The organism is uncultured Rothia sp. (genome assembly GCF_963555405.1).
Taxonomy (GTDB): Bacteria; Actinomycetota; Actinomycetes; order Actinomycetales; family Micrococcaceae; genus Rothia.
This window is the reverse complement of record NZ_CAUVVO010000007.1, coordinates 57,008-71,189: the sequence shown is the minus strand read 5'-3', so window position 1 is coordinate 71,189 and position 14,182 is coordinate 57,008. Positions and strand designations below refer to the sequence as shown.

Here is a 14,182-nt window from a genome sequence, read left to right as displayed (position 1 = left end):
ACTTGCGAGAATCACTGTTGCGAAGGCACTTGTGGACGTTCCTCAAGGGCACGCAGAGTGGCGCAGTTATCCCCCATTGCCGCCGTTTGCGCATCCGCCTGTGCCGTCTTGCACCATCTTGTGCCCTTTTTGTGACGTGCTGCCCGCCGGACCGGCGGCATTTGGGGGTAGAGTGGGAGGGTGAGTATTTCTAGTGAACGTATTGTATGGATTGACTGCGAGATGACCGGCCTGGACGTGGAGAATGACGCTCTCGTCGAGGTGGGCGTTCTGGTCACGGATGCCGATTTGAACATTCTGGGTTCTGGCGTTGAGTTCGTCATTAAGCCCGGTGACGAGTCTCCTGCCGGTGCGCTGGAGAACATGAATGACTTTGTGCGTTCGATGCATGAGGCGTCGGGTCTGCTGCCCGATATTGAGCACGGTGTGTCGATGGATTACGCGCAGGAGCAGGTGCTTCGTTACATCAAGAAGTATGTTCCGGTGGCGGGCAAGGCGCAGCTGGGCGGCAACTCGGTGGGTATGGATAAGCGTTTCTTGGAGCGTTACATGCCAGAGGTCATGGCGCACCTTCACTACCGCGTGATTGACGTGTCCACCATTAAGGAGCTGGCGTCGCGCTGGTACCCGGCGGCTCGTCACAGTGCCCCGGCGAAGACCGGTAACCACCGCGCGCTGGGCGATATCAAGGACTCGATTGATGAGTTGAAGTATTACCGCCGCGCCATTTTTGTGCCGCAGGGCCCGGACGCGATTGCTTCGGCGCAGATTGCGCGTGAGGTGGAGGCTGAGCGTGCCGCACGCGAGGCGGCTGAGCGCGAGGCTGAGGCTTCCGTTTCTGATGCGGCTGAGGCATCCGAGACGTAAGCACAACATGTAACGAGCATCACGGCTTTTCAACTTGGCAGGTTTCTGAATCTCCTGTACAGTAGTATCCGTTGCATATCGCAAGGGAAACCAAGCGAAGCACATGGTGGTCGTAGCTCAGTTGGCAGAGCGCCTGGTTGTGGTCCAGGAGGTCGCGGGTTCAACCCCCGTCGATCACCCCGATGGAAAGGGTCGTTATGGTTATCCGTAACGACCCTTTCGCTTACCCTCAATCCGGTTCACCCGCGCACGGTGTACCCGGCAAGTTCCCATTCAACACAAGCAAAGGATAATTCCGTGGCTATTCGCCCCATCGTTATTCACGGCAACCCCGTTCTGCACCGCCCCGCGGCACCCGTCACCGAGTTTAATGATGAGCTCAAGGAACTCGTAGCTGACATGTACGAAACCATGGACGCATCCAACGGTGTGGGCCTGGCGGCACCGCAGATTGGCGTGGGCCTGCGCATCTTCACCTACAAGATGGAGAATGAGGACGGCGTTCCCCCGCGCGGCTGCATCATCAACCCGGTACTGACCCTGGGCAAGATTTCTACCGCTGACCCGGACCCGTACGAGGAGGAAGAGGGCTGCTTGTCCTTCCCCGGTTACGGCTTCCCCCTCAAGCGCGCCGAGTGGGTGACCGTGAATGGTCTTGACGAGCACGGCAACCCCGTCCACTTTGAGGCGACCGGCTGGTTCGCACGCTGCATGCAGCACGAGACTGACCACCTGGACGGCAAGCTGTACGTGAACCGTCTGAACAAGAAGTGGACCGGCAAGATGAAGAAGGTCGTGAAGAAGGAAGGCTGGACCGTCGACGGTAACTCGTGGATGCCCGGCGTGGATCCGGATCCCTTCGGCCACTAATCACGAGCTCTTTTGAAGGTCGGACCGACCTCCCGAGAACTTAAAACGAAGACCGCGAATGCACTCTAAAAGCGCATTCGCGGTCTTCGTTTTCCATCAGCCGATAATGTTTTCCGTCAGCTAACGGTAGCGTGAAACGGGTCATCCTATGAGCCGGGTTCTGTCTAAAACGCCGCCTAAAGGGGCGTTTCGAGGCAATCATCTATCTAGAACGTACGTTGCCGCACGTCTCAAGCAGCCTACCCGAATACGCACCCCACCTCCGTAAAGGAAGCTGACGGGGATCGGGCGCACTACCCTACCATGGCGTATTCTGTTTGACCTTGCTCCGAATGGGGTTTACCTAGCCGGGCACGTCACCGCGCCCGCTGGTGGTCTCTTACACCACCCTTTCACCCTTACCGCGGCGAACCGCGGCGGTTTACTTTCTGTGGCACTGGCCTGCGGGTTACCCCGAGTGGATGTTATCCACCATCCTGTGCTGTGGAGCCCGGACTTTCCTCGAAGCACGTGTGCCTCGCGATTGCCCGGACGGCCCGTTTCACCTCACCCATTATACGCACACCCCTGGCGGTAGCTATTTTCTGGGTTCGTCTCGCAGGTACACATGGGTACACTAGCGACCTCGCGGGCACGCTGACGTCTCGCAACTACACTGCGCCTCGTAGCTACCCTGCGTCTCGCGGGTACACTGGAGAGATGCTGATTCTTCTTCCCCCGTCTGAAGGTAAGACCCCCGCCCCGGCTGGCAACGCGCCCGTATGCTTCGCTGACCTCTCGTTCCCCGAGCTCACTGCCGAGCGTGAGAGCGTCCTGGAGGAGCTGGCGGCAGTTAGCTCGGGCCCCGACGCCCTGGCGGAACTCAAGGTGGGTGCATCCCTCGAAGCAGAGGTGGAACGCAACACGCGCCTGCTCACCGAACCGGCGCAGCCCGCAATTTGCACCTACACGGGTGTGCTGTTCGAGGCGCTGGATTATGCAAGCTTCTCCCCCGCCGAACGCGACGCCGCGCACTGGTCGTTGCTGATTTCTTCGGCGCTGTGGGGTATTCTGCGCCCCGAGGATGCAATCCCCGCCTACCGCCTGTCCATGGGCGTGAAGCTGGGTTCGATTGGTGCGCTCGCCTCCTTCTGGAAGGGCGCGCTGGGTACCACCCTGGAGGCAACTGCGAAGGACCAGCTGATTCTGGATTGCCGTTCTGCCGCCTACGCGAAGTCGTGGGTGACTCCCCCGTCGCAGACTCTGGCGGTTCGTGTGGAGCGTGTCGCGGCTGATGGGTCGCGTAAGGTTGTCTCGCACATGGCGAAGCATTACCGTGGCTTGTTTGCGCGCTACCTGATTCAGTCGGGTTTGGCGGCTCGTCCTATTGATGGCTCCACGGCGGGTATTGCCGAATTTTTGGAGGCGGTCAGCGAGGACTGGTCGGTGGAGTGCACCCTGCCGACGGCGCGTAAGGCGGGTGTTTTGACGCTGCTGGTGCATGAGCAGTAGGTTGCCCAACTATTTATTTCCTCTTATTTTTTGCATCATATTGAAAATTTTTTAACTATTTTTCTAGGGGCTTAAATCTGTATTACCCCTTGTAAAACCACATTTCCCCACATTTTAGGGGTAGCTTTTGATGAGCAGAGAAGGCGGTTAGTGTCTAGCTAGCCGCCTTCTTTTTGCGAGTAAAAATGTTTATAGTGTTAAACGTCTCGCCATTGGTGGCGGGTATTTCACTCACTAACATTCACATTTTCAACTCAACACATATGGAAACACGTCACGCCACGTACGTATAGCAAACGACTAGAGGCTTACCCAATGGTTATTGGTTTGCTAGCGTAGAAGTAACCACTCAGAAACACATCGATGGGACAACGTTATGTCTACTTTTTCCTCTCGTCGCGCCCTTTTTAAGGGTGCAGCAGCACTAACAGTCGCTGGCGCTTTGGGCGCTTACCACGCCAGCGAGCAGAACGCCCAGGCTGCCACCTTGGACGTTAAGACCACCCCGCTGACCTTCAAGGTTACCGAGGCGTCGTTTGATATTAGCGGCTTCAACCTCAGCTACGAGATTACCGGCCTGCAGGCTGTGCTTGATACCGGTCTGTACACCCCGTATATTGAGGTTGGCTACTACACCAAGGAGAAGGGCTTCACCCAGTTCTATTTCTTCTCTCTTGAGCCGAAGAAGCGCATCGAGAATGATGTCTACATTAGGCATCACGTCATTGATTCTGAGATCACCGGTGGCCCGAATGGAAACTACGGGGTTCGCTTGTCTCTTCGTCCGCGCCGTCAGCAGTACACCATTCTGCGCACTCTTGAAGTTCGCCCCAAGATTGACACGGAGTTCGCGTGGGCACCTTTCATTGTGGACATTGATATGGATGGCGAGTACGCCCCCGATATCTACAGGTCATGTAAGGCAAAGGTTCTGCTGCTCGATAAGGAACGTTGCTTCTACCCTAAGCGTGCGGTGACCCGCGGCGACCTGATGGATGCAATCTACCGAGGCGCCCGCTCGCCGAAGGTGAAGCTTCCTGCGCGTTCTCCTTTCCCGGATTTGTCCCCGAAGGATGAGCGTTACCCGGCGTATATTTGGGCGTATCAGAACGGTCTGACTTCCGGCTGGTCTGACGGTAAGATGCACCCGGAGGCGGTGGCTAGCCGCGCTACGATGGCTGCGTTCTTCTACCGTTACTTTATGCTTACCCCCGGTCGTCGTTCTTATTGGTTCCGTCCCACTACCCCGCAGGATATGAAGCCGGGTGCCCCGTTCTACACCGAGTCGGTGTGGCTGCACTCGTCGGTGAATATCGATACGAGATATCACTATAAGAGCAAGGATTTCCGTCCGACCAAGACTGCTACCCGCGAGGAGCTGGCTCGTGTCCTGTCAATGCTCGACATGCTTGACACCATCCCCAGTAGCCCCTATATCGATGATTAGGATTCGGCAGGTGCCGTGAACCAGGCGGTTGACCCTACACGTTTTAGCTTGGGTTGACTTCTAAGAACAGCAGCTGAAGATAGTGGCTATAGAAGGGGCGGTGAGAGTTTTTCTTTCACCGCCCCTTTTCGTGTGCCCGTTTTCTGGTGCGGGCGCTGCTGGTGCAGTCGCTGCTGGGTGCCGTTTTAGTGCTGGTGATGTTTCCAGTTTTTATTTCTCTATGTGTGGTCTTTTTGGGGGGTTTGGGCTTTATACAAAGCCGGGGCGTAGTTTTTGATTTTTTTGTCTTATAACTCTCATCGGCATGTTTTTCTCGTGTTTTCATTGAATGTTCAAGGGGCGGGTTGGTAGGCTGAAATTGCACTTCAGCATGCCGCCGCTACGGCTCCTCTACGATATGGATTCGGGGCGAGTTCGGTGCGGTGGACTGTCACTCATTTATCCTCTCAACTTCTTTTCTCATTCGCCCTCTTTCATGCAGAAAATTCAGATTGGATAATGATGTCCTCGTTCTTTAAGCCTGCTCGTGGCACGCGCCGAAAGGTTGCGGGTGCTTCCCTGGTTTTGGGTTTGTCTCCGCTGCTGGCTTTGACGCCGGTGGCGGCTCAGCAGGCGGCACCTCAAGAAAAACCCGCGCAGAACGCACCCGTACAGAACGAACCTGCGCAGAACGCGCCCGCGCAGGGCAATCAGCAGGATGCGTCCCTGCCGACCCTGCGCGTGTCCAGCGGCTCCCTCGACATTCTTCACGGCGGTACCGTGCACGTGGATGGTACCGGGCTGTCCCCCGAGTTCTTGGCGCATCATGAGCTGCGTAGCCTCACAATCGCGCCGAAGGGCTCTTCGACCTACGCTAACCCCTACCAGAAGCTTGATCACCGCGGCCTTGTCTTTGACGCCCCAAAACCGGCCGCTGACGGCAGTTTCAGTGCCGACCTGACGGTTCCGGCAAATAGCCTGCCGGCAAACCTGGAGTACGAGGTCATTCTCACCTACCACCCCGTAGACGATGCGCACCCCTACGCATGGAACACTGAGGACCGCGTCCGTACGGCACTGCCGGTGGAGTTCAACCTCCCGAAGGCTGTGCTCCCCTCCATCACCTATGATGTTTCGGCTATTTCTGAGGAGCAGATTGCCTCAGGTCAGCCGGTTGAGGTGACGCTGACGGGTACCGGTTTTCAGGATGTCAGTACCGTGAAATTCACCCTATCCGAACATGACGAGCAGGGAAAGGTCACGAACGATAACGTGGCTTCGCTTGGTGAACTGAAAGCACCGGATACGGAAGAGAATCAGCGCATTTTCAAGGGCCTGATTCCGAACGGCTATTTCCAGAAGAAGATCACGATCCCCGCGGGAGTTCTGAAGTCCGGTAAGGGGTATTCCCTGGGTGTTTCCGGTGTAGAAACCCACGGGTGGAATAAGCTGTCGCGCAAGTTCCCCTTCGTTCCTGTGGGCAATAATCCTGCGCGCATGGCGTATCAGGATAATTCGTTCAGGAATACCCTGCCGAAGGTTTCTGTATCTTCCCCGAACTTTGATCCCGGTCAGGACCGTGTCTATAAGGTGACTATTTCTAATATTTCACCCGAGGTGGATCTGGGGTACTACCTTGATTCTGTGGCGATTTATAACGCTACCTCTGGTGAGCAGGCATATTTTGCGAGGAATGATGTAGCGGGCCAATACTATAAGCGTGACGAGCTGGTAACCCGCAACGCTGACGGTACTCTGACCGTGGAGGTTGAGTATAAGGTTCACGGCGATTCCTACAATAGGCCTTCTTCCCGCGGTTCAGTGGCTGAAGTGCGGGCGGTGTTCTCGGACTCTGAGTATTCGTACGGTAGCCATAAGTTCACGGTGAGCGCGCAGCTTCCGATGGTGCCTCCTGCCGCTGATGCTGTTGATTCGGAGAACCCGGGGAATGTTGAGTTGAAGGTGACTTCGGGAACCCTCAATATTTCTCAGGGTGGCACGGTGTCGGTGACGACTTCCCCGTTGAGCCCCGAGTTCCGTAAGAAGTACACTTTCTACGAGCTGGCTCTGGTGCAGCGCGGGTCGGTGTACGTGTATGCGGAGCACAATAGTTATGAGCCTCTCGACGAGTACGGCGGAATGCTCAAGGATTTGGTGCATCAGGTGCGGGAGAACCCGGACGGTAGCCTCACCTACACGTTTAAGGTTCCCCCGCAGTACGTTGAGGCTGCCGAAGGTGAGCTCTTCGATGTGGTGATGACGTACTACCCGTCGGATGAATTTGAGCCGGAACCTTCGAGTAGGTCGAACCGTTTGTATGCCCGCGCGCATATTGATACGGTTCAGGATGCGCAGCCGACCCGTGGAACCTACACCTTCAGTCAATCCGCTATCGATGACCCGTGGAAGGATACGACGCTGCGGGTTGAGGGACGCCATATCCTCTCCCAGGCTAGTGAAATGGTTGGTAATGATTGGCCGGTCATCGCTATCTATGAGGCTGACCCTGCAACGGGAAAGATGGTGGGTGAGCCTGTGTTCACTCAGCGGGATGACTACACGTACTACGGGGTTAACACCAGGTGGTTCCGCAATAACTATTTCAGTGCGGAGCTGAAGATTCCTGCGGGTACGTTGAAGCCGGGCAAGCTCTACTTTATTGGTATGTATGGGAACGGGTTGCCTTACCCCGGCATGGAAGATTCTCCGGGTTCTATGCTGAATGATGTTGCGGAGTTCCTTCCGGTGCATTCTCCCGAGCAGGACTCTGCGGGGCCCACGCTGCACCTTGGGTCGGTGGGCCTGAGCCCTTATGCGCAGACGAACTTGTTTACGGCGCGCGCTACCGGGCTTTCTGATCCGGGTGAAGGATCGTACCGTCTCTCGGTGCAGCATGTTGATGAGCAGGGGCGTTTGACCGGTCAGACGGTGTTCCAGCAGGCGATTCCCGCCGATCGCATCCAGGATGGCAGGGTGGAGCTGAACCTGACGATCACTCAGCAGCTGAACTATTCGGGTGCTTATCGTCTGGTCTTGGAGAGGGTCACCCCCGGTAAGGATGGTGCCGGCGAGTCGGTGGAGCAGCTTGCTTTCGAGGATATTCCTCTGAAGCTGACGCGTGAGGATGAGTTGCAGGCGGCTGAGCAGTGGTTTGCTGAGCGTGATATTTTGCCTAATCCTTCGCCGATGTCCTGGCATAGCGGTATGACGCGCCACGATGTGACGGTGTCGCTGTACCGCCTGGCGGGTTCCCCGAAGGTTGAGCTACCTGCTTTTAGCCCGTATGCGGATGTGGCAACGAGCGACCCGGACTACGCCGCGTACATTTGGGCTCGTCAGAAGGGTATTACCTTCGGCTGGGCGGACGGCAAGTTCCACCCGGAGGCGAAGCTTTCGACCCCGTCGACGGTGGCTTTCCTGTACAGGTATCAGAAGGCGATGGGTCAGGTCACGCCGAAGGCGCCGACCTCTGCCTCGTTGCCGCGTAGCTCGTCTGTGCCGGGTAACCAGGATGCGCCTCGGAGTGCTGGCGGTTGGCAGCATAAGGTTCGTCAGGGTACCGCTTTCTGGAGTGAGGTTCAGTGGGCTGTTGATCACCGCATGTGGGGTTACCGCTTTGACGGGGAATACCCTTATGAGGGCTTTGATAATTCTTCCATTTCCTCTGGTGATTTTGCGTTGATGCTCTACCGCTTGGAGCACGGCGGTAGCCACCTCATGTAGAGCCCGGTCGTGGTGAGGGGTAACCGGTGGGCTGGAATGCTCGACGTAGTTCGACTTTTCAGCCCGCCGGTACCGCCCCTCCTATTCGTTTCTCCAGAACGCTTCTTCTCCCCTGTTGAGGGTTTTTTTCAGGCTTTATCCGCTCAACTTTTTCACTCACTTCATCTACTCACTCGTTTCAATCACCGTATAAATTTTGTAGATGGGATTATGATGTCTTCATTCTTCACACCACGAGGCGCCCCGCGCCACTCCGATATCCCGCGCCACCCGGCAAGCGCCCGTGCACTCAGCCTGTCACTGCTGCTGGGCTTGAGCCCGCTTGCAGGTATCACCCCGGTGGCGCTGGCGGCGCCTCAAGAAGCCCCTGCACAGAACGCCCCCGCGCAGAACGCACCCGTACAGAACGAACCTGCGCAGAACAAACCTGCGCAGGGCGATAAGCAGGATGCTTCCCTGCCGACCCTGCGCGTATCCAGCGGCTCCCTCGACATTCTTCACGGCGGTACCGTGCACGTGGATGGTACCGGGCTGTCCCCCGAGTTCTTGGCGCATCATGAGCTGCGTAGCCTCACAATCGCGCCGAAGGGCTCTTCGACCTACGCTAACCCCTACCAGAAGCTTGATCACCGCGGCCTTGTCTTTGACGCCCCAAAACCGGCCGCTGACGGCAGTTTCAGTGCCGACCTGACGGTTCCGGCAAATAGCCTGCCGGCAAACCTGGAGTACGAGGTCATTCTCACCTACCACCCCGTAGACGATGCGCACCCCTACGCATGGAACACTGAGGACCGCGTCCGTACGGCACTGCCGGTGGAGTTCAACCTCCCGAAGGCTGTGCTCCCCTCCATCACCTATGATGTTTCGGCTATTTCTGAGGAGCAGATTGCCTCAGGTCAGCCGGTTGAGGTGACGCTGACGGGTACCGGTTTTCAGGATGTCAGTTCCTTGAGTTTCACGCTGTCTGAGCAGGGAACAATTAGGACCTACAGCGTGGCTTCTCTGGGCGAGTTCCAGGCGCCGGATACGGAAGAGAATCAGCGCATTTTCGAGGGCCTGATTCCTAACGGCTACTTCCAGAAGAAGATCACGATCCCCGCGGGAGTCCTGAAATCCGGTAAGGGGTATTTCCTAGATGTTTACGGTGTGGAAACCCACGGGTGGAATAAGCTGTCGCGTAAGTTCCCCTTCGTTCCTGTGGGCAATAACCCCGCGCGTATGGCGTACCAGGATAATTCGTTCAGGAATACCCTGCCGAAGGTATCTGTTGATGCGCAGAATTTTGATCCCGGTCAGGACCGCGTCTATAAGGTAACTATTTCTAATATTTCACCCGAGGTGGACCTGGGGTACTACATTGACTCTGTGCGGATTTATAACGCTACCTCTGGTGAGTCCAAGCCTTTCGCGGTCAACGATGTGGCGGGCCAGCACTACAAGCGCGACGAAATCGTAACCCGCAATCCTGACGGCACCCGTACGGTAGAAATCGAATATAAGGTTCAGGATGATGACGGGTTCTACCCCTCTCACGTGGGCTCGACGGCAGAAGTTCAGGTAACGTTCTCGAACTCTGAGTATTCGTACGGTAGCCATAAGTTCACGGTGAGCGCGCAGCTTCCGATGGTGCCGCCTCCCGCTGATACGGTTCGCCCGGTGAACCCCGGAAACGTGCAGCTGAAGGTCGATTCGGGAACCCTCAATATTTCTCAGGGCGGCACGGTGTCGGTGACGACTTCCCCGTTGAGCGCTGAATTCCGTCAGAAGTACACCTTCTACGAGCTGGCTCTGGTGCGACGTGGATCGGTGTACGTGCATGATTGGCGTAATAATAATCCGCCTCTCGACCAGTACGGCGGGTTTCTCAAGGATTTGAAGCATCAGGTGCGTGAGAACCCGGACGGTAGCCTCACCTACACGTTTGAGGTTCCCCCGCAGTACGTTGAGGCGGCGGACGGCGAGCTCTTTGACGTGTTCATGTCGTACTACCCCTCGGATGTAAATGAGCGGGATTTGTTGAGTCCGATATATCGTATTTACATCCGCGCCCATATTGATGTGGTTCAGGATGTGCAGCCGACCCGCGCAACCTACCGTTTCAGCCGGTCTGCGATTGATAACCCGTGGAAGGATACGACGCTGAGGGTTGAGGGTTGGCACGTCCTCTCGCAGGCTAATAACTTCGCGGGGGATGGTGAACAGCCGGTTCTCGCCTTGTATGAGGCTGACCCGGCAACAGGCAAGATGGTGGGTCAGCCCGTGTTCACGCACACGCTGGAGTTCACTAACCGGCAGGATAACTACGGCACGTTCCGTAACAACTACCTCAACACGGAGATGACGATTCCGGCGGGTACGTTGAAGCCGGGCAAACTGTACTTCATGGGCGTGTACGGTGGCGGGGTGCCTTACCCCGGCATGGAAGATTCTCCGGGTTCTATGCTGAATGATGTTGCGGAGTTCCTGCCGGTGCATTCCCCCGATCAGGAGTCCACGGGGCCCGCACTGCACCTTGGGTCGGTAAGTTTGAGCCCGTACGCGAAGACGAACTCGTTTACGGCACGCGCTACCGGGCTCTCTGCACCGGGTGAAGGCTCGTACCGCCTCTCGGTGCAGCATGTTGATGAGCAGGGTCATTTGACCGGTCAGACGGTGTTCCAGCAGGCAATCCCGGCTGACCTCATCAAGGACGGCAGGGTGGAGCTGAATCTGACGATTGATCAGCAGCTGAGCTATTCGGGTGCGTACCGTCTGTTTATGGAGAGGGTCACCCCCGGTAAGGATGGTGCCGGAGAGTCGGTGGAGCAGCTTGCTTTCGAGGATATTCCTCTGAAGCTGACGCGTGAGGATGAGTTGCAGGCTGCTGAACGCTGGTTTGCCGATCGTGAGATTTTACCTGGTCCTTCGCCGATGTCCTGGCATAGCAATCTGACGCGCCACGATGTAACGGTGGCGCTGTACCGCTTAGCTGGTTCCCCGAAGGTTGAGCTACCTGCTTTTAGCCCGTACGCGGATGTGGCAACGAACGACCCGGACTACGCCGCGTATATTTGGGCTCGTCAGAAGGGTATTACCTTCGGTTGGGCGGACGGCAAGTTCCACCCGGATGCGCCCCTTTCGACCCCGTCGACGGTGGCTTTCCTGTACAGGTATCAGAAGGCGATGGGTCAGGTCACGCCCAAGGCACCGACCTCTTCTTCGCTGCCGGGTAACCAGGATGCGCCCCAGAGTTCCGGTGGCTGGCAGCATAAGGTTCGTGAGGGTAGCGCTTTCTGGCGTGAGGCTCAGTGGGCTGTTGATCACCGCATGTGGGGTTACCAAGTTGACGGGGAATACCCTTATGAGGACTTTGACAATTCTTCCATTTCCTCTGGTGATTTTGCGTTGATGCTGTACCGCTTGGCGCACGGCGGCAGCCACCTCATGTAGAGCCCGGTTGTGGTGATGGGTGACCGGTGGGCTGGGATGCTCGACATAGTTCGGCTTTTCAGCCCGCCGGTGCAGCCTCTGTTCCTCCCCTCCCCAGCGGCTTCTCTTGCCTGACATCAGGATTTACAGGGCTTCTTCTCCCCTAGCCTGGCTTTTCAGACTATATCCGCTCAACTTCTTCGCTCGCTTCATCTACTCGCTCGCTTCACTCACCGTACAGTTTTTTGTAGAAGGGATAATGATGTCTTCATTCTTCACACCACGAGGCGCCCGGTGCCATTCCACCGCCCCGCGCCACCCGGCGAGCGCCCGTGCGCTCAGCCTGTCGCTACTGTTGGGTTTGAGCCCGCTTGCGGGTATCACCCCGGCGGCACTGGCCACACCAACCCAGGCGGCATCTGACCAACCGACTCAGGGTGCACCCGCTCAAGCAGACCCGGAACAGGCGACCCCCGCCTCCCCCGCCGCTGAGGATAAGAAACCTGACAACCCGGTTGGCATGAAGCTCACCTCGGGCACCCTCAACATTTCTGAGGGCGGTACTGTCTCTGTAACCACCGCGCCGCTGAGTGCCGAGTTCCGCTCGAAGTACACGCTGTATGAGTTCGGCATTGTGGAGCGCGGTGAGAATTACCTTCAGTCACATTACGGCAATCCCCTTCCTGAGGCACAGTACGGCAGCAAGGTTGCCGACCTCCGCGCTGAGGGTAAGGCCCACGATAATCCCGATGGGAGCGTCACGTTCACTCTTGACATTCCGAAGCAGTGGATGATGGTTCCTGAGGGTACCCTCTTCGACGTGGTGCTGACTTACTACCCGTCCGATAAGCCTGACCCACACGACTATCCGTATGAAGATTCTCGTCTTACGGCACGAATTCCCTTGCCCACGGTGCGCGACCCTGAGCCTGACCAGCCGACGTACCGCTACAGCATTTCGGCGATTGATAAGCCGTGGCAGGATACGACTCTGACGGTTGAGGGCTACCATATTCTTCCCCCGAATATCGTAGGTGGATACGACAGCCAGGCGTACGTCACTCTATACGAGGCAGACCCGGCTACCGGAAAGATTATGGGACGCCCTGTTTTCTCCCATGTTGTTCCGTTGACGGGCAACTGCCTGCATCACTGTACGGGTTTCCGCAATAACTATTTCGGCACGAAGATGACGATTCCGGCAGGTACATTGAAGCCGGGTAGGCTCTACATGATTGGTATCTACGGTTCTAATCTTCCTCACCCGGGTGAGGAGGATTATAGCGGTAGTCTGCTGACCAGTGTTGCGCAGTTCCTTCCGGTGCGGTCGGGGCAGCCGAGCGATAACCAGCCGAACCCTGACCAGCCTGTAGCGCGGCCGGACTTGTACATTCCGTATAAGCGCGTCAACCCGTATCAGGAGATGAATACTCTCACCGCGCGTGTCTCGAATCTTCCGAAGCTTACCGAGGGCTATTACCGTTTCTCGGTTCAGGCAACGGATATTTTTGGCGAGCTGACCGGCGAGAAGGCTCTGGAGCAGGTTATTCCCGCTGAGCGCATCCACGATGGTGCCGCTGAGGAGACGCTGAACGTCCCCGGTAGCGCGCTGAATTATGAGGGGTCTTACAGGGTTGTTCTGGAGAAGGTAACCCCCGGCAAGAACGGTGCCGCGGATGCGGTCGAGTCGGTGGCTTCTGAGAATCTTGACCTCTTGGCGAATACTGCCGAGGAGCAGAAGGCTGCTGTCGAGTGGGTTAAGCAGCAGGCTCTTCTGGATGAGAGCAAGACTGTGTTGAGCCGCCGCGATGTCACGGTGGCGCTGTACCGCCTCGCGGGCGCGCCTCATGTTGAGCTGCCTGCAACCAGCCCTTACGCGGATGTGGCACCGAACGACCCGGACTACGCCGCGTACATTTGGGCTCGTCAGAAGGGTATTACGTTCGGCTGGGCGGACGGCAAGTTCCACCCGGAGGCAGCCCTTTCGACACGTTCTGCGGTGGCGTTCCTGTACAGGTACCAGCGGATGGTTGCCCCGGCTCCTGCGCCGGAGTCGAGCAGTGTGCCGTCTTCGTCTGTGCCCAAGAACGGTAGCGTGCCGGGTGATTCTCCCGTCCGGGTTTCGCGTTCGCATTGGTCCGATTATGAGCGTACGGATACTGCATTCTGGCGGGAGTCGCTGTGGGCTACTCAGCAGTTCATCTGGGGTTATACGGATTATGATCACCGCTACGCCGAGGGTTTCAGTTCGGATGCTGTTTCCTCTTCGGAGTTCTCGGTCATGCTGTACCGCATGGCGCACGGCGGTAGTCGTCTTGGTTAGTTTCGGTGCGTGAGGGGTCTGGCGAGCTGTGTTCTTCGAGTTGTTGTTCCCGCAGGCTCAACAGCTAGACTTGT

General features: G+C 57.1%; 7 protein-coding genes, 1 tRNA gene and 1 other RNA gene. 8 read left to right on the top strand and 1 reads right to left on the bottom strand.

Annotated elements, in window-relative coordinates; all coding sequences use genetic code 11:
• Positions 1-180 precede the first annotated feature (180 nt).
• The 3 genes from orn to def all read left to right on the top strand — a co-directional run bounded on the left by orn (position 181) and on the right by def (position 1,737).
• The gene (gene orn / locus RWL87_RS06105; RefSeq protein ID WP_297606754.1) at positions 181-867 is read left to right on the top strand and encodes an oligoribonuclease; all 687 of its coding nucleotides are present in this window, start codon (positions 181-183) and stop codon (positions 865-867) included.
• 106 nt (positions 868-973) lie between these two features.
• Positions 974-1,046: transfer RNA gene (locus tag RWL87_RS06100), tRNA-His, on the top strand.
• 118 nt (positions 1,047-1,164) lie between these two features.
• Positions 1,165-1,737, top strand: a complete 573-nt coding sequence (def, locus tag RWL87_RS06095) for a peptide deformylase (protein WP_044141710.1) — start codon at positions 1,165-1,167, stop codon at positions 1,735-1,737.
• A gap of 133 nt (positions 1,738-1,870) precedes the next feature.
• Here the strand turns inward: def and rnpB are convergent.
• An RNA gene (gene rnpB, locus RWL87_RS06090) (RNase P RNA component class A) lies at positions 1,871-2,276 on the bottom strand.
• A gap of 160 nt (positions 2,277-2,436) precedes the next feature.
• Between rnpB and RWL87_RS06085 the strand changes: the two genes are divergently transcribed.
• From RWL87_RS06085 to RWL87_RS06065, 5 genes are all read left to right on the top strand, one after another.
• Entirely contained in the window at positions 2,437-3,228 is a 792-nt protein-coding gene (locus RWL87_RS06085) for a peroxide stress protein YaaA (protein WP_313969254.1), read from the top strand.
• Positions 3,229-3,604: 376 nt separating this feature from the next.
• A complete protein-coding gene (locus RWL87_RS06080) occupies positions 3,605-4,675 on the top strand; it encodes an S-layer homology domain-containing protein (protein WP_294642937.1) in 1,071 nt (356 codons plus the stop codon).
• 501 nt (positions 4,676-5,176) lie between these two features.
• Positions 5,177-8,377, top strand: a complete 3,201-nt coding sequence (locus tag RWL87_RS06075; protein WP_313969253.1) for an S-layer homology domain-containing protein — start codon at positions 5,177-5,179, stop codon at positions 8,375-8,377.
• 210 nt (positions 8,378-8,587) lie between these two features.
• Entirely contained in the window at positions 8,588-11,806 is a 3,219-nt protein-coding gene (locus tag RWL87_RS06070) for an S-layer homology domain-containing protein (RefSeq protein ID WP_313969252.1), read from the top strand.
• A 238-nt stretch (positions 11,807-12,044) separates the two neighbouring features.
• Positions 12,045-14,108 (top strand): S-layer homology domain-containing protein, encoded by a 2,064-nt coding sequence (locus RWL87_RS06065; protein WP_313969251.1) that lies wholly within the window; start codon positions 12,045-12,047, stop codon positions 14,106-14,108.
• The last annotated feature ends 74 nt before the right edge of the window (positions 14,109-14,182 follow it).

Excerpts from the sequence above, each read along its gene's own strand:
- RWL87_RS06085 (WP_313969254.1), top strand. The coding sequence starts at position 2,437 with ATGCTGATTCTTCTTCCCCCGTCTGAAGGTAAGACCCCCGCCCCGGCT.
- RWL87_RS06080 (WP_294642937.1), top strand. The coding sequence starts at position 3,605 with ATGTCTACTTTTTCCTCTCGTCGCGCCCTTTTTAAGGGTGCAGCAGCA.
- RWL87_RS06075 (WP_313969253.1), top strand. The coding sequence starts at position 5,177 with ATGTCCTCGTTCTTTAAGCCTGCTCGTGGCACGCGCCGAAAGGTTGCG.
- RWL87_RS06070 (WP_313969252.1), top strand. The coding sequence starts at position 8,588 with ATGATGTCTTCATTCTTCACACCACGAGGCGCCCCGCGCCACTCCGAT.
- RWL87_RS06065 (WP_313969251.1), top strand. The coding sequence starts at position 12,045 with ATGATGTCTTCATTCTTCACACCACGAGGCGCCCGGTGCCATTCCACC.